The following is a 21569-nucleotide window of genomic DNA, read 5'->3' as shown; positions in this document are numbered from 1 at the left end:
TTCGCCTACTTCCCAAGGCATGTCGCCGAAAGCAAAAAGGCCATGGGAGTTACGCTTCCCTTGGCCTTGCTGTCTCGTCGTCAGTACTTGAGCCGGATGGATCGTTTCCAGCATGGACGTTCGGCGCGAACTTTAGGGCTTGATGGGCGTGGGATCAACTAAAAATGTCGCGTTTTTGCACGCGTTCGTCGCGCGACCGCGTGCAGCTACTTATGTAACCGACCGGTGTGACGGAATGATGTTCCCCGCTGAGTGGTGATCGAGGCGATTTCCCTGACTCACCCAAGGGGAAATGTGGGAGGGGGCTTGCTCCCGATAGCGGTGGATCAGTGACAGATGAAGTGACTGACACACCGCTATCGGGAGCAAGCCCCCCTCCCACATTTTTACCGCGTTGTGTCAGGCCAGGGCGGTCTCGGCAGGGGAGACAATACTGGTCTTGCCCCCACGGGACTTGCCGGAGCTCAAGTACTCGGCAATCGACTCCTGAGTCACCTCACCCAGGAACACCCGCTCCGCGTCCATCACCGGCAGCCACGAGCGGTTGAACTCGTACATGCGCGACAGCAGGATGCGCAAGTGCTCGTCATAAGCAGCCGTGGCGTTGAACTCGCGCAGGTACTGACCGCACGTACCGGCCTGACGGTGCAGGTCGCGGCGGCGTACATAACCCAGCGCCTTGTTCTCGGCGCAGGTGACCACCACATAACGGCGGTCATGCTCGTCCATCAGTTCCAGGGCCTCGGCCACCGGGGTTTCCGGGCTCACCGACGGAGCGTTGTCCGCCGCGTCTTCGGCTTTCACCAGCAGCAGGCGCTTGAGGGTGCTGTCCTGGCCGACGAAGTTGCTCACGAACTCGTCAGCCGGGTGCGCCAGCAGCGTGTCCGGATGATCGATCTGCAGCAGCTTGCCGGCGCGGAAGATCGCGATTTTGTCGCCCAGCTTGATGGCTTCGTCGATGTCGTGGCTGACCATGATCACGGTCTTGTTCAGCGCGCGTTGCATCTCGAAGAACTCGTTCTGGATCATCTCGCGGTTGATCGGGTCGACCGCGCCGAACGGTTCGTCCATCAGCAGCAGCGGCGCATCGGCCGCCAGCGCGCGGATCACACCGATGCGCTGCTGCTGGCCGCCCGACAGTTCACGCGGGTAGCGATGCAGGTACTGCTTGGGTTCGAGCTTGATCATGCTCATCAACTCGCGGGCGCGGTCGTGGCATTTCTGTTTGTCCCAGCCCAGCAGCTTGGGCACCACCACGATGTTTTCCTCGATGGTCATGTTCGGGAACAGACCGATCTGCTGGATCACATACCCGATGTTGCGACGCAGGGTCACTTCGTCCAGGTCGGTGGTGTCTTCGCCATTGATCAAAATCTTGCCCGAGGTGGGCTTGATCAGGCGGTTGATCATTTTCAGCGTGGTGCTCTTGCCGCAGCCCGAAGGGCCGAGGAATACGCAAATTTCGCCTTCGTTGACGGTCAGGCTTACGTCGTTCACGGCGGAGACAGTCTTGCCGTTGCTTTGAAAAGTCTTGGTCAGGTTTTGAAGTTCGATCATTTGAGCAGTCCTTTTGGAGTCAGCGAGCGTTGCAGCCATTGCAGAAGCAGGTCGGCGAAGATGGCCAGGAGACTGACCAGCACGGCGCCGACGATCAGCATCGACATGTCGCTGCGGCTGATGGAAGCCAGAATAAGTACACCCAGACCACCGGCGCCGATGGTGGCGGCAATGGTCATGACACCGATATTCATCACCACGGCGGTGCGCACGCCGGCGAGGATCACCGGCACTGCAATCGGCAGCTCGACCATGCGCAGGCGCTGGGCGAAGGTCATGCCGATGCCTTTGGCGGCCTCGCGGATGCCCGGTTCCACGCCGGTGAGGGCCAGGTACGTGTTACGCATGATCGGCAGCAGCGAGTAGAGGAACACGGCGGTGATCGCCGGCATCGGTCCCAGGCCCTGGCCGAATTTGGAGTAGAACGGCAGCAACAGGCCGAACAGCGCAATCGACGGCACGGTCAGCAGCACCGTGGCGCTGGCCTGCAAGGGGCCGGCGAGCGTCGGGAAGCGCGTCATCAGCACGCCCAGGGGCACGCCAATGAAGATCGCCAGCAGTACGGCAATGCCGACCAGGGTGATGTGCTGCCAGGTCAGTTGCAGCACCTGGGCCCAATCAAGATGGGAAAAGGCGTTTAAAAATTCCATGTCTTCTCCTCGTTAGTTGATGGGATGTTGGCGCAGGAAGTCTGCGGCAACGGCGGACGGGCTCTCATGGTCCACGTCGACCCGCGCATTGAGCTGGCGCATGGTTGCATCGTCGAACAGGTCGGCCAGCGGCTTGAGCTCGGCGGCGAGCTGCGGGTGCTGGTCGAGGTATTCCTGGCGTATCACCGGCGCGGCCGTGTAGTCCGGGAAGTAGTGCAGGTCGTCCTCCAGCAGCTTCAATTTGAATGCATTGAGGCGACCGTCGGTGGTGTAGACCAGCCCTGCAAACACCTGGCCGTTACGCAGTGCGGTGTACACCAGGCCTGCGTCCATCTGCCGGGTGTTCTCGCGGGTCAGGTTCATGTCGTACAGCTTGACCATGCCGGCGAGGCCGTCGGAGCGGTTGGCGAACTCGGTGTCCAGCGCCACCAGGCGGTGTTCCCGGGTATCTGCCGCCATGGCCTTGGTGAGGTCGCTGATGTTGTTGATCTCGGGGTGCTCCCTGGCCACCTTGTCCGGCAGCGCCAGGGCGTAGGTGTTGCTGAAGCGCGACGGCGACAGCCAGGTCAGGCCTTTTTTCGCGTCGAGTTCTTTCACCCGGGCGTAGGACTGTGCGCTGTCGAGTTTCTCGTCGATGTGGTTGTAGGCCACCAGCGACACACCGGTGTATTCCCACAGCAGGTCCAGTTGCCCGCTTTCCTGGGCACTGCGTGCCAGGTTGCTGCCCAGGCCACCGGTGACGCGAGCGTCGTAGCCCTTGGTGCGCAGGTATTGGGAGGTGATTTCGGCGAGCAGGGTCTGTTCGGTGAACACCCGGGCGCCGATGCGAATCACCGGTTTTTCAGCGGCTTGCGCGATGCCTGCACACAGCAGGATGCAGCTCAGTATCAACGTCAGTTTTTTCATGTGAATTCCTTTACCCAGCCTTAAGACGGACGCAGTCCACGTTCCAGCCAGAGGCGGCTGGCCATGGTTACCAGACCGTCAAGCAGCAACGCCAGCAGCGCGGTGCACGCGGCGCCGAGCAGCAATTGCGGCTGATTGTTCAGGGCGATGCCGGGGAAAATCAGGCTGCCCAGGCTGTTGGCGCCGATCAGGAACGCCAGCGGCGCGGTACCGACGTTGATCGCCAGGGCCACGCGCACGCCGCCGATGATGATCGGCACGGCGTTGGGCAGTTCCACGCGAAACAGCACCTGACGCGGGGTCATGCCGATGCCGGTGGCGGCTTCCTTGAGGGAACCCTGAACGTTCTTCAAGCCTTCGTAGGTGTTGCGCACGATGGGCAGCAGGGAGGCGAGAAACAGCGCGAAGATGGCCGGGCCGCTGCCGATGCCGAGGACGCCGAGGGCGATGGCCAGTACGGCCAGGGGAGGGACGGTGTTGCCGATGTTGAAGATCTGCATGAAACGTTCTGCACGCCCGACCATATTGGGTCGGCTCAGCAGGATACCGGCGGGGATGCCCACAATCAGGGCGGCCAGCATGGAGACTAAAACCAGAATCAGATGAGCTTGCAGGTAAAACAACAAATCGTCGCGGTACAGTTCGATCGTGTTGATGCCGATCCAGTGGACCAGCAGGGCCAGGAGCGCGACGACAACCGCGCCTCCTATCAGCCCTTTGCCATAGCGAATAGCCACAGGCGGACTCCTTTTTTCTTTTGTCGGCGAACACATTCTCCGGCGGCAATGCCATTGCTGGCTGTCGGCGAAAGCGTTCGCGAAAAGCAGCTCGTCGATACCGGCAACGCGGTATGTATCGAGCCATGAGCGCAGCCCCGTCAGGCTAACTTGCTGATTTTTCAGCCCTGTTACGAGTGCGATAGCAGGGGAGTGGACGTCTCCACCTTTTAAAAGGTTCCACACTTGGCAGCATTTAGCCACCCCTGATCGGGTGAACGGTGGTCCGACCCGTGGGGTTTGCGCTATACTCGCGCCCCTTTTTTGACTCACCTGCCAGGCGATTTCCCATGACCCACCAGGCCGCCGAAGTCGCGAAACGCCGCACTTTCGCTATTATTTCCCACCCCGATGCCGGTAAGACCACCATCACCGAGAAGCTGTTGCTGATGGGCAAGGCAATCGCAGTGGCCGGCACGGTGAAATCGCGTAAATCCGACCGCCATGCCACCTCCGACTGGATGGAAATGGAAAAACAACGGGGTATTTCCATTACCACGTCGGTCATGCAGTTCCCGTATCGCGACCACATGGTCAACCTGCTCGACACCCCGGGCCACGAAGACTTCTCCGAAGACACCTACCGCACCCTCACGGCGGTGGACTCGGCGTTGATGGTGCTCGACGGCGGTAAAGGCGTCGAGCCACGTACCATCGCGCTGATGGACGTGTGCCGCCTGCGTGACACGCCCATTGTCAGTTTCATCAACAAACTCGACCGCGATATCCGCGACCCCATCGAGCTGCTCGACGAAATCGAAGCCGTCCTGAAGATAAAGGCTGCGCCGATCACCTGGCCGATCGGTTGCTACCGCGACTTCAAGGGCGTGTACCACCTGGCCGACGACTACATCATTGTCTACACCGCCGGCCACGGTCACGAGCGCACCGAAACCAAGATCATCGAGAAGCTCGACTCGGACGAAGCCCGCGCTCACCTGGGCGACGAGTACGACCGTTTTGTCGACCAGTTGGAACTGGTGCAGGGCGCCTGTCATGAATTCAATCAGCAGGAGTTCCTCGACGGCCAATTGACCCCGGTGTTCTTCGGGACCGCGCTGGGCAACTTCGGCGTCGATCACGTGCTCGATGCTGTCGTGAACTGGGCGCCGAAGCCCCTGGCCCGTGTTGCCAACGAGCGCACCGTTGAGCCTGTGGAAGAAAAATTCAGCGGCTTCGTGTTCAAGATCCAGGCAAACATGGACCCCAAGCACCGCGACCGTATCGCCTTCATGCGCATCTGCTCCGGCAAGTACGAAAAAGGCATGAAGATGCGCCACGTGCGCACCGGCAAGGACGTGCGCATCGGCGACGCCCTGACGTTCTTCTCCTCCGAACGTGAGCAGCTGGAAGAGGCGTTCGCCGGCGACATCATCGGCCTGCACAACCACGGCACCATCCAGATCGGCGACACCTTCACCGAAGGCGAAGCGCTGGGTTTCACCGGCATCCCGCACTTCGCCCCGGAACTGTTCCGTCGCGTACGCCTGCGTGACCCGCTCAAGTCCAAGCAATTGCGCCAGGGTTTGCAGCAGTTGGCGGAAGAGGGCGCCACCCAGGTGTTCTTCCCCGAGCGCAGCAACGACATCATCCTCGGCGCGGTGGGTGTGCTGCAGTTCGACGTGGTCGCCAGTCGTTTGAAAGAGGAATACAAGGTTGAGTGCTCGTATGAGCCGATCACCGTGTATTCGGCGCGCTGGATCGAGTGCAGCGACAAGAAGAAGCTGGAAGAGTTTTCCAACAAAGCTGTGGAAAACCTTGCGGTGGATGGCGGTGGGCACCTGACCTATCTTGCGCCGACGCGGGTGAATCTGGCGCTGATGGAAGAGCGCTGGCCGGATGTGAAGTTCCGCGCGACGCGTGAACACCACTAAGGGCTAAGCGCCGCAAAACAAAATGTGGGAGGGGGCTTGCCCCCTCCCACATTTTTTTGTGCTCCACCAGTCGTGGGATTGGCGATAACCCTGCATCGGGTCTAGCGTTTACCCACCGACTGTTAAGGAGAACACCGTGCGAAATGTTCGATACGCCATCCATCTGGCATTGCTGGCAATGTTAGTGCTGACCACTCTCCCTGCGCTGGCGGGCGCAGGCACGCCCCAGTGGAAAAGCACCGGTCCCGTCACCAAGAAAAAACAGAACGAAGTCAACTCCGGAAGTTGGCAACCTCAAGCCCAGCCGGCGCCCAGGGAAGACGCAGAGAACCCCTACAACGAAGGCGAAGACAGCGAAACCTACGACGACGGCGACACCTGAGAAACGCCGTAAAAGAAAGCCCCCCGCCACAATGCCAGTCAGGCTGATGCGCAACCTGACAGGAATACATTCCGCAACTTCAGCCGATATTCCTCCCCCATCCGCTCCTTGCGCAGCGTTGGTAATAATTACTACACAATGAGTGTATTAATATGCTCCCCAGCGGACATCGGGCTTCCTGGGCCGCGTCAGGCTGCGCAATAGACGCGATTACTTGCCCTGCAACCGACCACCGCCCGCAAACATCGCCCAAGGCAAACGTTGGTACTCCTATTTTCTGAGGAAGGCTGTCGATGAGGACAAAATACAATCCCTGCAAGCCGGTTGGCTTGCAGGTCGGCGTCAAATATTGGGTGCCCTTTTGTGCGCTTGGACTTGTCAGTGCGATGGCTCAGGCGGCAGATGCCCCTGACGGCCCCGCATCGACCGCTGCGACCACCCTGGACACCGTGTCAGTGATTGGCCAGGGAGAAACACGTCAGGTTCAGCGTGTCGATGAAACAACCGTTAAACGTTACTCCGCAGGCACCAACCCGCTGAAAACCTTGCAGAGCATGTCTGGCGTTAACTTCCAGTCCGGTGATCCTCTGGGCCGTGAAGAGGGTAGCCAGCGCATCAGCTTGCGCGGGTTTGATATGCATCACTTGGGCTACACCCTGGATGGGGTAACGCTGGGGAATATGAGCTTCGGCAACTTCAACGGGCTGAGCATCACGCGCGCCGTAATCCCGGAAAACGTGGGTTCGACCGTTGTCGCCGCAGGCATTGGTTCGTTGGGAACCGCCTCCAACAGCGATCTGGGCGGTACCCTCCAGTTCACCACCTCCGACCCGGATAAAGAGTTCGGTGGCCGGTTGTCGCAGACCATGGGCAGCTACGACACCACCCGCACCTACATGCGTGTCGACACCGGGGAGTACAACGGCCTGTCGGCGTATGTCTCGGGTGAGAAGTACGACGCGAACGCCTGGAAGGGCAATGACAACCCGCAGAAATCAGACGCGATCAACGCCAAGGTTCTGTATAAATTCGGCGACAACCGCATCAGCTTCTTCCACAGCAAGTCGGACCATGAAGAAGCCAACCTGATGTCGCTGTCCAAAAGCATGATCGACCGACTGGGCTACAACTACACCTATTACACGCCCGATTGGACCCGTGCGGTGAATGCCGCTAACGGTATCTTCAGTGGTGGCGTCAAAAGCGCCGCAGAGGGTGTCTACAACGCCAGTAGCTTGCGCTACGACGAACTGGATATCCTGAAGGGCAATTTCAGCCTCTCGGATAACCTGGTGCTGGATACCACCGTTTACCATCACCATAACTCTGGGTTTGGTAACTCGTATTATCCGTTCACCTACAACACCGGCACCTCAGTAATCCCCGCGAACGCATTGCGCAGTACCAAATACGGCATTGATCGAAACGGCTTTCAGACCTCCCTCACCGCGTTCCTGGGCCAGCATGAAGTCGAAGGTGGATTCTGGATCCAGTCCAACAAGAACAGTGTCGGTCGCTATCTCTACGACACCACTGGGCGTGAGCCCCAGAACCATATCGTCACGACCAATGGGTATGGATTATCGGCCACCATATTCGATCAGTCTTACAACGACCTGACGCGTCAGTTCTACTTGCGTGATACGTACACGCTGCTGGACGACCGTTTAAAACTTGAATTCGGCGCCAAAAGCACAGTGACGACCACGACTGCTGAAGGAAAAGTCGGATACGCGAGCGGATCACTGGAAGCCAGCGATCACTTCCTTCCTCAGTTTGGTGCGACCTACAAGCTAAACGACGAAGATGAGGTGTTCGCCTCTTATTCGCAGAATATGGCTGCCTTCCCGTCCGGTGCCTACAGCCCATTCAGCAATACCCAGGCAGCGGTCGACGCACTCAACGGCTTCAAAGGCCTCAAGCCGGAAACCTCCACGACGATTGAAGCCGGTGTTCGGCGCACGTCCAAGCACTACATTGCCTCGGCCACCGTCTATAACACCCAGTTCGACAATCGCCTGATCGCTATCGCCAACTGCACCGGGATCTTTATCTGCGCCAATGGCGTGGCCAACGTAGGCTCGGTAACCAGCCGAGGTGCTGAGTTCGCCTTTACTTTGATGCCTGATGAACATTGGCGTTGGTCCAACTCGCTTTCGTATAACCACAGCACCTACGATGACAACTACACCAGCAATGCGCAGACGGTGAATGTCAAAGGCAAAACGGTCGTCGATACCCCCAGGATCATGTACTCAAGCGGCCTGGACTGGAACTGGAACCGCTGGAGCGCGGGCCTGCAAGGTACTTACATGACCAAACGTTACTTTACCTACACCAATGACCAGAGCGTGCCCGGTTACTGGTTGGCCAACGCGAACATGGCGTATGACCTGGGAGCATTCGCGGGTTTGAAGGACACGTCCGTTGCATTGAACATGGTCAACTTGTTCGATAAACGCTACATCTCTACGCTGAATACCGATGGCAGTGCGGCCTCTGACCCGAATGGTGACCTGCAACTGTTGCAGGTGGGAACGCCGCGCAGCGCTTTCGTTACGCTCTCAACGCGTTTCTGATTCAGCAAGACGTTTGATGAAGCATGGGTCCACCTAAATAACAGTGCAAAAAAGCCCCCGTCGCGCTTCAAGCGCCGGGGGCTTTTTGGGTCAGTCAATCCAGGATCACCACACCTTTCACCGCGTGGAGCAATCAGCGGCCAAGAGCCAGCGTATGACTGGCTGGCTACAGGAAGAACCGCTCTTTCAGAGGGATCAATGCAGCACCAATGGCGGCGGCATCGCCGTTGCTTTCGGTGAGTAACAGCTTGGGCCTGGGGGCGGGCGTTCCATAGCGCGGCGAGCCCCAGAAACTGACGTTGTCGATCAGTCGACGCCCGAGTTCGGCAGGCACCTGCCCACCGAATACGATGGCCTGCGGATCGAACAATCCGGTGAGGGTGTTGATCAAACGATCCAGACCCGGACGCACATGCTCGACCCATTCGTCGACACCCGGCCAGTTGCTGTCGAACCGATTGCGCAGGTCTTCGATAGAGTCAATCTGGATATCCTGCTTGTGCAACGCATCGATCAAGTACCGCAGCGCCGGTCGGCGCTCGACTTCATCGTGGGTGTACAACATGATTTCGCCAGCGTTGCCATGGGTGCCGAAGTACGGCTTGCCGTCAATAACGATGCCGGTACCGAAGCCATAGTTGAACGACAGGTAAATGAAGTTATTCGCCCAGGCGCCGACGCCGATGAGACTTTCACCGATGGCCCCGGTGGTGGCGTTGTTCTTCAACCAGACAGGCATCTCAAGGGCTTGTTCCAGGAGCGGACGCAAGTCGATCAACGACCAGTCCTGAAGGGGTTCCGGTGCGTTCACTCGCCCTTCGTCGACAAAGTAGCCAGCAATCGCCACCCCGACACCCAGCAGATGATCGCGGCTCAGCGCGTTGCGCTGGAGCATGCGATCAATGACTTTGCTCAGCGCATCCAGGGTCGAATTCAAGCTCAGCGGCGGGGTGCGCAGCGTGACCTCTTCGAGGACATTGCACGCAAAATCGGCGATGCACACGACCGCCGAATCAGTATTAATGGAGATGCCCAGTACATAGATCGCCTCGTTGGCGAGTTCCAGGCGCAAGCTGGGCTGACCGCGGCCGTTTTTGATGGCTTGGCCCGTGCGGATGAAGCCTCTGCTGATCAGGTCTTCGATGATCCGGTGCACGGATTGCTGTGCGAGATCCATTTCCGCCGACACGGCGGCTCGGGTGATACCCCCGCTGCGCCGCAAGATATCGAGAATTTTGCGCTCGTTCAGACTGGGGTGGTAATCGCGCTTCAGGCGTTGTTCTGCGTCCATGAGTCAACTATGCAGTAAGTAGATTTTCCGGTAGCAGAGCAGTCTAAAGCCTCTCCTGGCCGATGAGGTTGAATTCATAAAACTTTAACGCTACACCCGGGGACCAACGCAGAAGCGCCATGGCCTCGGGGGCGCGCCAGGGCAGGCACCCGCGCAGTGCATTTTGCCGCGTTAAGGCTTTTATCCGCAGCACCACTGCCAATCAGCACACACTGATCGAGCGGGAGTTCGAGGGATTTCGCAGCCGCCTCGTACAAGGTCATTTCCGGCTTGCCGCAACCAAATGGGCACCTTCAAGCAGTGAATCCAGCGCCAAACCAATCGAGCGCGCGTAGCTTTTCATCCGGTTGGAACCCACGACCAGCACATCGCCCGCTTCCATCGCCAGGGCATCATGCAGCGAATGGGTGCCTGCCAGGACAATGCCTTCGCAAGGAGACGCGCACTCCGCCAGATGCGGCGCAGCCCAACGGTTTTCAGCGTGTTGGTACAAAGCTGCTTCGATCATCTGGGCAAACGATCTGATGACGGGGATAGCGTTCATGTCGTGTTCATTCTGATAGCTACGTCAGACAGGCTGACAGGGCTGGGTGGGCTAGATCACAGAATTCCTGGGTTCCCGCCACGATCGTGAGCCCGGCTGGCACGGCCAGGCCCTGGGTCGAAATCTCCAGGCCCGCTTCGCTGCACAGCAAACGGCCAGCAGCGACATCCCACAGGCTGGTGTAGCGTTCCACGTAGCCGCTGGTGCAACCCAGTGCCGCGAACCCCAGGCCGATAGTCGCGCAGCGGTAACCCGCCACGCCCCAGCCGGCCTGGCGGAACTGCAACTCCAGCGCGCCGATGAGTTCCGGGCGCCAATGCAGGTTTTCGCCGATCGCCGCCACTTTCAGCCCTGCCCACTGCTCAGGTCTCGCTGCACGCACGCCGTTCTTCCTCAGTCCGTACCCCTGGGCGGCGCTCAGCGTGTAACCCAAAGCGGGGTAGGCCACCACTCCTACCCGCGATTCGTCGCCCTGCACATAGGCAATGGAAATGCCCCACAAAGGCGATCCGCTGACGAAGTTGGCGGTGCCGTCGATCGGGTCGATCACCCATCCGCGCCCCGGCAGATCACCGCCCATTTCTTCGCCCAGGATCGCTTCGCCAGGAAAATCGAGTGCGAGTTGGGCGCGCAGATACTGCTCCACTTCCAGGTCGGCCGCTGAGACCAGATCTTGCGGACGCTTGACGGTGACCGCCAGCGAAGAGAGGTTCTGGAAGTGGCCCAGCGCAATCTTCGCAGCCCTGGCAGCCAGGCGTTCAGTCTCGTGCAACCGATGCTCCAGCTCCATCACATACCCGCCTGACGGGCGTTGATATCGAGCAAGTTGGGGTAATCGGTGATCACTGACTGCGCGCCCCGGCTTAACAGGTAGCGTGCGCGATGTGGGTCATTGACCGTCGCCACTGCAAATTCGACCGCGCTGTCGCGCAGGCGGTTCAGATGGCTTTCATTCAGAAAGGGGTCGACCACATGCAGGATCTGGCAGTCATATTCCGCCAGCAGCTTGGCCGGATCGGCCGGTGCGACCAGGCTGGCCAGGCACAGCGGAACCTCTTCCCACAGCGCTCGCGCCTTGCCGAGCGCACGGGTCGAAAAGCTCGACACGAACAGCTTGTGATGGTCTCGCGGCCACCTCTGACGCAGTAAAGGGATGGCCGCTTCGGCGGTCTCCAGGTCATCACCGGTGGTCGGCTTGAGCTCGACCTGCAGGCCCAGCCCCAGACGAATCACGGTGTCGACCACTTCATCAAAGGTGGGCACGGCAACGCCCGCGTAAGTGCTGGAAAACCATCGGCCAGCATCCAGCGATCGAATGTGCTCGAGTGTATTGAGGACCACCGCGCCCTGCCCGGAGGTGGTGCGATCCAGGGTGTCGTCATGGATGACCACCAGGGCGCCATCACGGGTGAGCTTGACATCGATCTCGACCCACTGCGCACCCATCCGCGCCGCGAGTTCGATGGCCTCCAGCGTATTTTCCGGTGCGAAGGCACTCGCGCCACGATGCGCAATCAACTTGCTTTGAACGACGGGTGATTTAGCTTTCATAGCGAAACGTTATCCTGAACTAGGGATGAAGAGATGCGTTGCCCGGAGGCCCCATCGAACAGCAAGGCCTCGTCGGCTGGGAACCACAGGTTGAGGGTGGAGCCAACGGAGCACGGCTGCGAGTCGGATTGACTGACCAGTACCGGCTGCCCCGCAACCCGGCAATGAATGACACGATGGCTACCCAGCTCCTCGATGGCGTGAACGGTGGCACTCACGCCGGGGCTGGCGACTTTCAGGTTCTCGGCACGAATGCCCAGGAACAACGGGCCAGACGTCGCCATGGCGGCCTGTACCTTGAACGGCAGCACTTGGCCGTCGCCTAGGGTCAACACGCCTTCAGGGCTGCACATCACCTCGATAAGGTTCATCGGCGTCGAGCCAAAAAAACGCGCAACAACGATAGAGTGCGGACGTTTGTAGAGCGCATGGGGCGTGTCGATCTGTTCGACACGGCCCTTGTTGAGCACAACGACCCGATCAGCCAGGGTCATTGCTTCGGTCTGGTCATGCGTCACGTAGAGCACTGTGGCGCCGGTGTCCTGATGGATGCGCCGCAACTCTGTGCGCATCTCCTGGCGAAGGCCGCTGTCGAGGTTGCACAGCGGTTCATCGAAGAGCAGCACCGGAGGCTTGCGCACCAGCGCTCGACCAATGGCTACGCGCTGACGCTGGCCACCGGACAACTGCCCGGGCTTTCTTCCCAGCAAGGCGTGCAGCCCCAGTGTGCTGGCGATCGCCTGGACCCGCGCTGAGCGTTCTTCCCGGCCGACCCCGGCGAGTTTGAGCCCATAGCCGATGTTGTCTTCGACGGTCATGTGCGGATACAGCGCGTAGTTTTGAAAGACCATGGCGCAATGGCGCTCGCTGGGCGGGCGCCGTGTAACGTCGACACCGCCGATATGGATGCTGCCCGCATCGGGGCTGTCCAGGCCAGCGACCAGACGCAACAATGTTGACTTGCCGCACCCCGATGGGCCGAGGATGACGCTGAACTCCCCGGCGGGGAATTCCACGTCCAGCGCATCGATGATGGCCGGGCCGTGCTTGGTGTAACGCCTGGACAGCCCACTGACACGAATGTTTGGCGCTGCGTTGTCGCATGTGGACCGAGTCATTTACCTACCCCTACAAGCCCCTTCACGAACCAGCGCTGCATCACAGCGATGACCAGAATGGGTGGAATCAGACTGAGCAAAGTGGCGGCCATCAGCAGCGACCACTGCGGAAGTTGAGTGGCATCAGCGGGCGCAAAGTTGGCGGCCCCCAGTACCAGCGTGCGCATGTTGGTGCGATTGGTGGCCACCAAGGGCCACAGGTAGTCCTTCCACGCCGAAATGAACACCAGGGTGCCCAATGCGGCGAAATTGGTTTTCGACAGCGGCAGCAGAATGTCGACGAAAAATCGCCAGGGGCTGGCGCCATCCATGCGTGCGGCCTCTACCAGGTCGGACGGCAGCGTCTGATAAAACTGCCGGAACAAAAAGGTGCCTGTCGCCGACGCGATCAGTGGCAGAGCGAGCCCGGGATAGGTGTCCAGCACGTTGATATGCGGCACTGGGATCGCCCCTATGCCCAGCAGGTCGAGCAGCGAGCGCAGTGGCCCCAGGAGGTCGCCCGCCACTGCGTAGGTCGGGATAATCCTGATCTCCAGCGGTAACAGCAGTGTGCCGAGGACCGCTACAAAGATCAGCGATTTGAACGGCGTCCTGAAATACACCACTGCAAATGCGGTCAGTGCCGAGAGCGCCAATTTGCCGATCACCACCAGGCCCGTCACGATCAGGCTGTTGCCCATCAACGTGACCACATCGAGCTTGTGCAGGACCTCGCCAACGTTGACGAACAGTTGGTTGCCTGGCAGCCAAGGCATTCCGTGGGCAAGAATCTGTTCATTGCTGACCGACGCTGCGCAAAGCGCCAGATACAGCGGACCGAGCGCAAACAGCGCGCCCAGAAGCAGAAGGACGTAGGCCAGCGCCGTCGAGAGCGGGTGACGTTCAACCATGGTGTTCTCTCCGGCGATTGCGCCAAGACAGGTATCGATACTGAGTGACACTGAGCACGACGACCACCACCAGCATGAGCACCGACAGGGTCGAAGAACCGGCCAGATCGATGCCGACAAATCCATCCTGATAGATCTTGAACGCCAGGATTTCAGTGGCATTGCCTGGCCCGCCGTGCGTCAGCCGGTCGACCAGGCCAAAGCTGTTGGACAGGCTGTCCAGCAACCCGACCACGAACACGAAAAACAGATAGGGCGCGACCATCGGCAATTGGATGTCACGCAACCGCTGCCATGGCGTCGCGCCATCGAGTGCCGCCGCCGCCAGGCAATCCTCTGGCACTGACTGCAGGCTCGCGACGATCATTACGATGTTGAAGGGCAACTGGCACCAGGCGTAGGCAAACACCAATAGCGTCATCGCCTGCCATCCTTTGGCGGACGGCGCCCAGGCTTCGGGGACCAGGTGATTGATCCACGCCAGCGGGCCGAAGATCGGATTGGCCAGCACCTGGAAGATAATTCCAAGGGTCGCCCCCGAGACCGCATAAGGCCAGATCAGCACGTTGCCGAAAATCTTGTACCCGCGAACTTTCAGTTGCAGGCAGGCGGCCAGCGCCAGCGCCAGGCTCAATGCAAGCAGCGTGCTGCACAGGCTGAAGACCAAGGTTGTGCCCAGCGATGAGAGTACGCTTGGGTCGTGAAGGACCCTGACGTAGTTGGCGAGCCCCGCAAAGATTTCGCTGCCGCCAAACGGCTGCACGTAATGAAACGACCACCAGAACGCCTGCACGGTCGGCCAATAGAAGAACAGCAGAACCGCCAGCAATTGGGGCAATGCGAGGAACAAGGGCAGGAAGCGCTGGGAGAACTGCGCGTTGTGGCTCATGGATTGACGCCTTTATCCGTCTCGCGGGGGCCGTAGGTGTTCTCGAACACCCGCAGCAATGAGTCACCCTTGCGCGCCGCCTGATGCAACGCATCGGCCATCGGTTTCTGCCCGGCGAGTGCGCTCCATACCGCCTGTTGCCAGGCGAGCCGCAGCAAGGTGATAAACCCCGGACGTACCTCAAACGCCGTTGTTCGGTCACCTTGTGTCATGGCGTTAAGACCCACCACGGTTGCACTGTCGGCAGGTAATTGCGCCAGGTACGCCGTGGCCGCGCCCTGCGTCACGGGCAAATAACCGGTTGCGTCGCTAAACAACGTTTGTATCGACACATCACGCAGAAACATCAAAAACTCGGCGACTGTCTGGTATTGCGCATCGCTCTGCCCGCGCAACACCCACAACGCCGCACCGCCCGGGAGCGAAGCCGCACGTTGCTGACCGGCGAACACCGGTAAAAGGTTGGCTTTCACGTCACTGGGATTAACGCTGTAGATCAGCTTGGACGCGCCGGTCGAACCCAGCAGCAGCGCGCAGTCCCCGGCGGTGAACGCCAACTCCTGACCGCCGCTTCGGGTGGCCGCCTGATCGATCAGCAAGCCTTCAGCCATCCACTGCTCGACCTCTTCCATAAGTCGCAGGTGCAGGCCTTGGTCGAATGCCCAGTGCGTTGCGTCCTTGCTCAGCAATGGCGCGCCCATGACGGCGCTGCTTTGTTCGAGCCAGACCCAGGGGCCTAAATCCGTCACTGCGGGGCATTTGCTGCCATGCGCCTTGAGGGCAACCAAGGCCGTGCCAAAGGCTTCCCAAGTCTCTGGGGCTTGAGTTATCCCGGCTGCCGCGAGCTGATCGGCGTGGCTGTAGAGCACTGCAGTGGACGTTGCAAATGGCTGTGCCCAGACGTTGCCGTCGGCATTGCTGTAGTAGGCGGCGACGGCGGGTAACAACGGATCGTCAGACACCTTGTGCTGTGATTGCAGGAACCCATCCAGGCCCAGAACTGCTCCGCTATCGAGCATTTCCGGCGTGGCGACATCATAGATTTCAACCAGCGCCGGGGCCTTGCCCGAGCGGTAGGCGGCCACGGTCTTTTGCAGGTTCTGCTCATAGGAGCCCTGAGCAATGCAACGCATTGGCAGCGACTGCGGGTGAGTCGAGTTGAAGCGCTCGCAAATGTCCTGGATCGCCGCGCCGGCCGCGCCCGAGTGGCCATACCAGAATTCGACATCAGCATCGGCGGCGTAGGCTTGGCCGGCACCCGTGACCCAAACGATGGCCGCCGATAAAAGTGATCTGAAACGCATTGTTTATACCGCTGAAGTGAGTACTGGTTAGCGTCAGTAAGGTGTGCGGCTCATGCAGCTTTCGCCTTACTGGCTTTGCGTAATCACCGACAGCCGAGTGATCTCTGCCTTCTGCACGAGCGCCAGCACCTGAGCAACGCGGCCGTACCCCGTCAGGGTGTCGGCACGTAACGTCAGCGAAACCTCGGGGTCCCTGGTTTTGAGGTCAACCAACGCTTGCTCCAACTCATCAAGCGGCTCTGCTTTGTCATCGATGAACACGCCGCCCGCCGCGTCGATACTGATCGCCACCGGCTTGCTATCGTCCAGCGCCTGCGTGGCAACAGTCTGGGGCAGATTCAGCGGGATCGCGTTGTTCAACAATGGCGCCGTTACGATGAATACAACGAGCAGTACCAGCATCACATCGACCAAGGGCGTGATGTTGATATCGCTGATGGTGCTCTCGTCATTGCTCGTGGTGAAGGCCATTTCAGGCTGCTCCGCTCAGTTGGCGCTGGGTCTCGGTGGCGTGCCCGTCGCCGAGCTCAAAGCCATGACGTTGCGCGCGGTTCATGAGGTTAAGGGCGAAGCTCTCGAGATCGGCAATCATCAATTTCAAGCGACGACCGAGGAAGTTGTAGGCCAATACCGCAGGCACCGCGACCGCAATACCGATGCCCGTGGCGATGAGCGCGTCGCCGATCGGGCCCGCGACAACAGCGATGCTGGCTGACTTGGCGGTGCTGATCGCTTGCAGCGCATGGATGATCCCAAACACGGTGCCGAACAACCCGATAAAGGGTGCGGTACTGCCAATCGAGGCCAGCACGATCATTCCGTGTTCCATCAAATGGCGTTCGCCGTGAATCTGCTTCTGCAGGGAGCGCTCAAGCACTTCCTGCCGGCTCCAACCGTCGACCGGGCAAGGCCCTTCGCGGCCTTTGCTGAGCGCCAGGTGCGTGGCGTTGGCCAAACGCGCCAACTGCCCTTGGTGCTCTTGGGCGGTCACGGAGGTATTGAAGTTGGCGGTCGACCAGAAGCGTTCGGCGTAACGTTGGTTCTGGCGGCGCAGTTTTACCAGTTGAATCCATTTGGCGATCAGCACGGCCCAGGTGACCAGCGAGAAAAGCACCAGAATGCCCATGGATGCCTGGTGAATCAGAGTTGAATAATCGTTCATGGCAAAACCTCAACGAGATAGTTTGAACTCAAGCGGCACGGTGACCCAGCCATCAATGGCCGTATCGCCCCGTTTGGCGGGAATGAAAGTCCACTGGCGAACGGCGGCCAATGCCGCCTCGTCCAGCGCAGGAGAACCGCTACTGGACGCGATCTCCACGGTGTCTGGTCGCCCATTGGGCATAACGTGCACGCGCAATTGGGCGGTACCTTCCTGGTGTCTTCGCGCCGCCGCCGGCGGATACGTCGGAGCCGGGTTATTCAGGTAGCCCGCTCGACCCACAGGGCCGGTGACCGGTAACGGCGCCGGGGGGTTGGGCGCTGGGGTTGCATTGGCGCTGGGCGTGAACGGTTTTGTGGGCGTATCACGTGGCGGCGCGGGGGCGACGACTTGTTTTGGCTCGGCAGGTCTGGGCGTCGCCTTGGCAACCGCCTTGGGCGCCGGACTCGGCTTCGCTACCGGCGGTGGCGGCGGTGGCGGCGGTGGCGGCGTCGGCTCTGGCTTGGGCGCCTGCACGGGCGCTGGAGGCGACGGTGGCGTAACCATCTGCATCGCAATGGCGAGCGGCTTGGTGGGCACCTCCAAGGGTTTGGACGGTCGATCGGTTTGCAACCAGGCCAACAGCGCGAGGTGAATCCCCACGGCCGCTACCCCCCCCATCACATACACCTGCCATCTGACGGCAGGGCGGTTGGCATCGGGCATCGGCAGCGCAGCAAATACCGCTGGCGACAATAGTGCACCCGTGGCAGGCCTGCCTCGAAGCAACGGCGGGCGGCGCGATAAAAAATGCGAAAGCATGGCAATACCCATCTGTGAACACCGTGCGTAGCCACTATCGGAGGCCGAAAACATATTACTACGCTTAATGTGTATTAATTATGACGTAGCTGCCGATCCAAGCCTTAGCGAGCGGGGGACAGGCGCAGGCGACCGTCCTCCAGCACCGTGAGCGGCATCGGATCGGTGATTTCACCGATGAATGCACCGCTTTCATCATGGTTACGAAAAGCCATCAGACAAAGGTTGCCCCGGCCATCGACCAGCAGCTTCCCTGCGTACAGGCTGCAATGCGCGTCACCCTGCAGAAAATCTTCTTCCGGCAGATGCCAGGGGCCCAGCGGGTGCTCGGCCATCAGGTAATGGATGCCGCCTTGTTTGCCTTTCATGTGGCGCTCGGCGTGGACCGGGTCAATGTGGGTATGCGCGACGCAAAACACGCAATACCAGCGCCCCTTGTATTCCATCGTCTGGGGCACCTCCATGTGCCCATACCGTTTGGAGCGGAAGATCGGCGGACCTTGCTCCCAATGCCGAAGGTCAGGAGAGCGCGCGTGCCCGATGACGCCACGCGCATTGCGCTCGCCCTGTGGCTCACGCGCGGTGAAAAACATGTGCCAGCCATCGCCCTTCGGATCGGGGAATACCCACGGATCACGGAAGGCCTGCTCATGCCAGATGTTCAGATCCAGTGACTCGTAGTAACGCAGGTCGGCCTGCAGAAGCGGCGTTTCGGTGGGGCGGCGCCACACGATCAGGTCATCGGAATACGCGATGCCGATACGCTGTACGCAACCGCCTTCGGCCTTGCTGGTACCGGTATAGAACATCATCCAGTGCCCTGCTTCAGCGCGAACCACGCAGCCCGTCCAGGTGGTGTAATCGTCCCAGCTGGGCGTGGCGGCCGGCCAAAGCGCGTTGGGCAGGATCTCCCAGTTGCGCAGATCCACCGACCGCGCATGTCCGATCCGTACATTCCAATGGCGCAGGTTGGGGTCGTCCAGGCTACGAGGGGCCGATAAGTAGAATAGATGGGTGTAGTTACCGTTCTGAACGAACCAGAAATCCCACACCCAATGCTCAGCCAAAAATAACGCCATCAACCACTCCAAAATATTACTACTCTTTATGAGTGGTATTGTGGCGCGGTAATGTTTCGGTTTTGTGGCGGTGTAAGGGTGCTTGAATGCACGACGATGGCGACGCATAACGCAGGCAAAAGAAAGCCCCTCCCACCAGGCTGATGCGCAACCTGACGGGAAGGGCTGTAAAACGGGTTACCACCGCAGCCCCGTGTAGGAGCGAGCAAGCTCGCTCCTACGGGAAGCTTTGATCGTTCCTACGCGTGGGAACGATCTTCTCAGGGTTTCAAGCGACGAATTGCTCCGCGTAGTGGCAAGCCACCTGCCGGTTATCCAGCGCCCGCAACTGCGGCTCCTCGCTGCTGCAACGCGCCGTCGCATACGGGCAGCGCTTATGAAACGCGCAGCCTGGTGGCGGGTTCAATGGGTTGGGCAATTCACCGACGATCTTGATCTTCGGCTTGTTCGGGTCCGGATGGATCGTCGGGGTGGCTGACAGCAGCGCCTGGGTGTACGGGTGCAGCGGGCGCGCGTAGATGTTTTCCTTGGGGCCGACCTCAACCGGGCGACCGAGGTACATCACCATCACGTCGTCGGCAACGTGCTGAACCACCGCCAGGTTGTGGGAGATGAACACGTAGGCGGTGTTGAATTCCTGCTGCAAATCCATGAACAGGTTGAGCACCTGGGCCTGGATCGATACGTCGAGTGCCGAGGTCGGTTCATCGGCCACCAGCACTTTGGGTTGCAGCATCATGGCGCGGGCCAGGGCGATACGCTGGCGCTGGCCGCCGGAGAACATGTGCGGGTAGCGCTGATAATGCTCGGGGCGCAGGCCCACTTGCTTCATCATCGCCTGCACTTTCTCGCGGCGTTCGGCGGCGGACAGGTTGGTGTTGATCAACAGCGGCTCGCCGAGCTGATCACCGACTTTCTGGCGCGGGTTCAACGAGGCGTACGGGCTCTGGAACACCATCTGCACGTCTTTGCGCAGTTGCTTGCGCTGGGCCTTGTCGGCGCCGGCGACTTCCTGGCCGGCGATTTTCAGCGAGCCCGAAGAAGGCTCTTCGATCAGCGTCAGGGCACGGGCCAGGGTGGACTTGCCGCAACCCGACTCGCCTACCACGGCGAGGGTTTTGCCGGCTTCCAGTTCGAACGACACACCATTGAGCGCGCGTACCAGGGCATGGCCCTTGAACGGGCCACGGGACACTTCGTAGTGACGGGTCAGGTCGCGGGCGGTAAGAACGACGGCCATTACGCCACCTCCTGGTTCAAGGGGTAGAAGCAGCGCGCCAGGCTGTTGGTTTTAGGGTCGAGCGCCGGGCGCTGGGTGCGGCAGTTTTCCTGCACGTACGGGCAGCGTGGCGACAGCAGGCAACCCTGCGGACGGTCGTAGCGGCCCGGCACGATGCCCGGCAGGGTAGCCAGGCGTGTGGCGCCGAGGCTGTGCTCGGGGATCGCCTTGAGCAGCGCTTCGCTGTAGGGGTGCGCCGGGATGTCGAACAGTTGCGGCACCTGGCCGACTTCCACGGCCTGGCCGGCATACATCACGCAGACGCGCTGGGCGGTTTCGGCCACCACCGCGAGGTCGTGGGTGATCAGCACCAGGCCCATGTTCTGTTCTTTCTGCAGGGCCAGCAGCAGTTCCATGATCTGTGCCTGGATGGTCACGTCCAGCGCGGTGGTCGGTTCATCGGCGATCAGCAGTTTCGGTTCGCCGGCAATCGCCATGGCAATGGCCACACGCTGACTCATGCCGCCGGACAGTTGGTGCGGGTAGGCGTCCATGCGGCTGGCGGCGCCCGGGATCTCGACTTTTTCCAACAGCTCGATGGCACGTTTGCGCGCTTGCTTGCCGGACATTTTCAGGTGCAGGCGCAGCACTTCTTCAATCTGAAAACCCACGGTGTAGCTGGGGTTCAGCGCGGTCATCGGGTCCTGGAACACCATCGCCAGGTCTTTGCCGACGATCTGGCGGCGCTGGCGGTTGCTCAGCTTGAGCATGTCCTTGCCGTCGAAGGTCAGCGCATCGGCGGTGACAATGCCGGGATGCTCGATCAGGCCCATCAGCGCCATCATGGTCACGGATTTACCCGAGCCCGACTCGCCAACGATGGCCAGTACTTCGCCTTTGTCGACGGAAATGTCGAGGCCGTCGACCACCGGCACGGCGGTCGAGTCGCCGAAGCGCACATTGAGATTCTTGATTTCTAACAGTGACATGGGAATCT

At 60.3% G+C, this 21569-nt stretch carries 21 protein-coding genes; 3 read left to right on the top strand and 18 right to left on the bottom strand.

The window, feature by feature from the left end; translation table 11 throughout:
• Positions 1 to 399 precede the first annotated feature (399 nt).
• The 4 genes from TU79_RS04680 to TU79_RS04665 are packed head-to-tail and all read right to left on the bottom strand — an operon-like array spanning position 400 to position 3886.
• Complete coding sequence (locus TU79_RS04680; protein WP_057006931.1) at positions 400 to 1557, bottom strand: osmoprotectant ABC transporter ATP-binding protein OsmV; 1158 nt, start codon at positions 1555 to 1557, stop codon at positions 400 to 402.
• A complete protein-coding gene (locus tag TU79_RS04675) occupies positions 1554 to 2207 on the bottom strand; it encodes an ABC transporter permease (protein WP_057006930.1) in 654 nt (217 codons plus the stop codon). The genes TU79_RS04680 and TU79_RS04675 overlap by 4 nt, the downstream gene beginning before the upstream one ends.
• A 12-nt stretch (positions 2208 to 2219) precedes the next feature.
• Positions 2220 to 3113, bottom strand: coding sequence for a glycine betaine ABC transporter substrate-binding protein (locus TU79_RS04670; protein WP_057006929.1), 894 nt, complete (start codon positions 3111 to 3113; stop codon positions 2220 to 2222).
• 20 nt (positions 3114 to 3133) lie between these two features.
• Positions 3134 to 3886, bottom strand: coding sequence for an ABC transporter permease (locus tag TU79_RS04665; protein ID WP_234454787.1), 753 nt, complete (start codon positions 3884 to 3886; stop codon positions 3134 to 3136).
• A gap of 293 nt (positions 3887 to 4179) precedes the next feature.
• On the opposite strand from TU79_RS04665, the gene TU79_RS04660 reads away from it, so the two are divergent.
• From TU79_RS04660 to TU79_RS04650, 3 genes are all read left to right on the top strand, one after another.
• Positions 4180 to 5763, top strand: coding sequence for a peptide chain release factor 3 (locus TU79_RS04660; RefSeq protein WP_057006928.1), 1584 nt, complete (start codon positions 4180 to 4182; stop codon positions 5761 to 5763).
• 136 nt (positions 5764 to 5899) lie between these two features.
• Positions 5900 to 6145, top strand: coding sequence for a hypothetical protein (locus tag TU79_RS04655; protein WP_057006927.1), 246 nt, complete (start codon positions 5900 to 5902; stop codon positions 6143 to 6145).
• Between the two features lie 293 nt (positions 6146 to 6438).
• Positions 6439 to 8724 carry a TonB-dependent receptor domain-containing protein gene (locus tag TU79_RS04650; RefSeq protein ID WP_082638352.1) on the top strand — a complete coding sequence of 762 codons (2286 nt, stop codon included), beginning with the start codon at positions 6439 to 6441 and terminating at the stop codon, positions 8722 to 8724.
• 166 nt (positions 8725 to 8890) lie between these two features.
• Here TU79_RS04650 and TU79_RS04645 read toward each other — a convergent pair whose 3' ends face one another.
• The 14 genes from TU79_RS04645 to TU79_RS04575 all read right to left on the bottom strand — a co-directional run bounded on the left by TU79_RS04645 (position 8891) and on the right by TU79_RS04575 (position 21561).
• On the bottom strand, positions 8891 to 10015 hold the full coding sequence (locus TU79_RS04645; protein WP_057006926.1) for an ROK family transcriptional regulator: 1125 nt from the start codon (positions 10013 to 10015) through the stop codon (positions 8891 to 8893).
• A 259-nt stretch (positions 10016 to 10274) separates the two neighbouring features.
• On the bottom strand, positions 10275 to 10559 hold the full coding sequence (locus TU79_RS04640) for a hypothetical protein (protein ID WP_057006925.1): 285 nt from the start codon (positions 10557 to 10559) through the stop codon (positions 10275 to 10277).
• A gap of 19 nt (positions 10560 to 10578) precedes the next feature.
• Positions 10579 to 11331 carry an inositol monophosphatase family protein gene (locus tag TU79_RS04635; protein WP_231986893.1) on the bottom strand — a complete coding sequence of 251 codons (753 nt, stop codon included), beginning with the start codon at positions 11329 to 11331 and terminating at the stop codon, positions 10579 to 10581.
• 17 nt (positions 11332 to 11348) lie between these two features.
• The gene (locus TU79_RS04630; RefSeq protein ID WP_057006923.1) at positions 11349 to 12110 is read right to left on the bottom strand and encodes a glycerophosphodiester phosphodiesterase family protein; all 762 of its coding nucleotides are present in this window, start codon (positions 12108 to 12110) and stop codon (positions 11349 to 11351) included.
• Entirely contained in the window at positions 12107 to 13228 is a 1122-nt protein-coding gene (locus TU79_RS04625) for an ABC transporter ATP-binding protein (protein WP_057006922.1), read from the bottom strand. Before TU79_RS04625 ends, TU79_RS04630 begins: the two co-directional genes overlap by 4 nt.
• Positions 13225 to 14118, bottom strand: coding sequence for an ABC transporter permease subunit (locus TU79_RS04620; protein ID WP_057006921.1), 894 nt, complete (start codon positions 14116 to 14118; stop codon positions 13225 to 13227). Before TU79_RS04620 ends, TU79_RS04625 begins: the two co-directional genes overlap by 4 nt.
• Positions 14111 to 15007, bottom strand: coding sequence for a carbohydrate ABC transporter permease (locus tag TU79_RS04615; RefSeq protein ID WP_057006920.1), 897 nt, complete (start codon positions 15005 to 15007; stop codon positions 14111 to 14113). Before TU79_RS04615 ends, TU79_RS04620 begins: the two co-directional genes overlap by 8 nt.
• Positions 15004 to 16311, bottom strand: coding sequence for an extracellular solute-binding protein (locus TU79_RS04610; protein ID WP_069665387.1), 1308 nt, complete (start codon positions 16309 to 16311; stop codon positions 15004 to 15006). Before TU79_RS04610 ends, TU79_RS04615 begins: the two co-directional genes overlap by 4 nt.
• 66 nt (positions 16312 to 16377) lie before the next feature.
• On the bottom strand, positions 16378 to 16782 hold the full coding sequence (locus TU79_RS04605) for an ExbD/TolR family protein (RefSeq protein WP_057006919.1): 405 nt from the start codon (positions 16780 to 16782) through the stop codon (positions 16378 to 16380).
• Between the two features lies 1 nt (position 16783).
• On the bottom strand, positions 16784 to 17473 hold the full coding sequence (locus TU79_RS04600; RefSeq protein WP_057006918.1) for a MotA/TolQ/ExbB proton channel family protein: 690 nt from the start codon (positions 17471 to 17473) through the stop codon (positions 16784 to 16786).
• A gap of 9 nt (positions 17474 to 17482) precedes the next feature.
• Complete coding sequence (locus TU79_RS25025) at positions 17483 to 18274, bottom strand: energy transducer TonB (protein WP_082638362.1); 792 nt, start codon at positions 18272 to 18274, stop codon at positions 17483 to 17485.
• 104 nt (positions 18275 to 18378) lie between these two features.
• Entirely contained in the window at positions 18379 to 19353 is a 975-nt protein-coding gene (locus TU79_RS04585; RefSeq protein ID WP_057006915.1) for a glycoside hydrolase family 68 protein, read from the bottom strand.
• A 268-nt stretch (positions 19354 to 19621) separates the two neighbouring features.
• A complete protein-coding gene (locus TU79_RS04580) occupies positions 19622 to 20593 on the bottom strand; it encodes a peptide ABC transporter ATP-binding protein (RefSeq protein ID WP_057006914.1) in 972 nt (323 codons plus the stop codon).
• Positions 20593 to 21561, bottom strand: coding sequence for an ABC transporter ATP-binding protein (locus tag TU79_RS04575; protein WP_057006913.1), 969 nt, complete (start codon positions 21559 to 21561; stop codon positions 20593 to 20595). Before TU79_RS04575 ends, TU79_RS04580 begins: the two co-directional genes overlap by 1 nt.
• Between the last annotated feature and the right edge of the window lie 8 nt (positions 21562 to 21569).

Origin of the sequence: Pseudomonas trivialis (genome assembly GCF_001439805.1) — a bacterium.
Classification (GTDB): domain Bacteria; phylum Pseudomonadota; class Gammaproteobacteria; order Pseudomonadales; family Pseudomonadaceae; genus Aquipseudomonas; species Aquipseudomonas trivialis.
This window is presented reverse-complemented; position numbering and strand designations above follow the sequence as displayed.

Bases quoted from the DNA above. Each gene is read 5' to 3' on its own strand.
- TU79_RS04575 (WP_057006913.1), bottom strand. From the start codon at position 21,561: ATGTCACTGTTAGAAATCAAGAATCTCAATGTGCGCTTCGGCGACTCG.
- TU79_RS04660 (WP_057006928.1), top strand. From the start codon at position 4,180: ATGACCCACCAGGCCGCCGAAGTCGCGAAACGCCGCACTTTCGCTATT.
- TU79_RS04610 (WP_069665387.1), bottom strand. From the start codon at position 16,311: ATGCGTTTCAGATCACTTTTATCGGCGGCCATCGTTTGGGTCACGGGT.
- TU79_RS04585 (WP_057006915.1), bottom strand. From the start codon at position 19,353: ATGGCGTTATTTTTGGCTGAGCATTGGGTGTGGGATTTCTGGTTCGTT.
- TU79_RS04615 (WP_057006920.1), bottom strand. From the start codon at position 15,007: ATGAGCCACAACGCGCAGTTCTCCCAGCGCTTCCTGCCCTTGTTCCTC.
- TU79_RS25025 (WP_082638362.1), bottom strand. From the start codon at position 18,274: ATGCTTTCGCATTTTTTATCGCGCCGCCCGCCGTTGCTTCGAGGCAGG.
- TU79_RS04630 (WP_057006923.1), bottom strand. From the start codon at position 12,110: ATGAAAGCTAAATCACCCGTCGTTCAAAGCAAGTTGATTGCGCATCGT.
- TU79_RS04625 (WP_057006922.1), bottom strand. From the start codon at position 13,228: ATGACTCGGTCCACATGCGACAACGCAGCGCCAAACATTCGTGTCAGT.
- TU79_RS04605 (WP_057006919.1), bottom strand. From the start codon at position 16,782: ATGGCCTTCACCACGAGCAATGACGAGAGCACCATCAGCGATATCAAC.
- TU79_RS04665 (WP_234454787.1), bottom strand. From the start codon at position 3,886: ATGTGTTCGCCGACAAAAGAAAAAAGGAGTCCGCCTGTGGCTATTCGC.
- TU79_RS04670 (WP_057006929.1), bottom strand. From the start codon at position 3,113: ATGAAAAAACTGACGTTGATACTGAGCTGCATCCTGCTGTGTGCAGGC.
- TU79_RS04650 (WP_082638352.1), top strand. From the start codon at position 6,439: ATGAGGACAAAATACAATCCCTGCAAGCCGGTTGGCTTGCAGGTCGGC.
- TU79_RS04600 (WP_057006918.1), bottom strand. From the start codon at position 17,473: ATGAACGATTATTCAACTCTGATTCACCAGGCATCCATGGGCATTCTG.
- TU79_RS04675 (WP_057006930.1), bottom strand. From the start codon at position 2,207: ATGGAATTTTTAAACGCCTTTTCCCATCTTGATTGGGCCCAGGTGCTG.
- TU79_RS04620 (WP_057006921.1), bottom strand. From the start codon at position 14,118: ATGGTTGAACGTCACCCGCTCTCGACGGCGCTGGCCTACGTCCTTCTG.
- TU79_RS04640 (WP_057006925.1), bottom strand. From the start codon at position 10,559: ATGAACGCTATCCCCGTCATCAGATCGTTTGCCCAGATGATCGAAGCA.
- TU79_RS04680 (WP_057006931.1), bottom strand. From the start codon at position 1,557: ATGATCGAACTTCAAAACCTGACCAAGACTTTTCAAAGCAACGGCAAG.
- TU79_RS04645 (WP_057006926.1), bottom strand. From the start codon at position 10,015: ATGGACGCAGAACAACGCCTGAAGCGCGATTACCACCCCAGTCTGAAC.
- TU79_RS04580 (WP_057006914.1), bottom strand. From the start codon at position 20,593: ATGGCCGTCGTTCTTACCGCCCGCGACCTGACCCGTCACTACGAAGTG.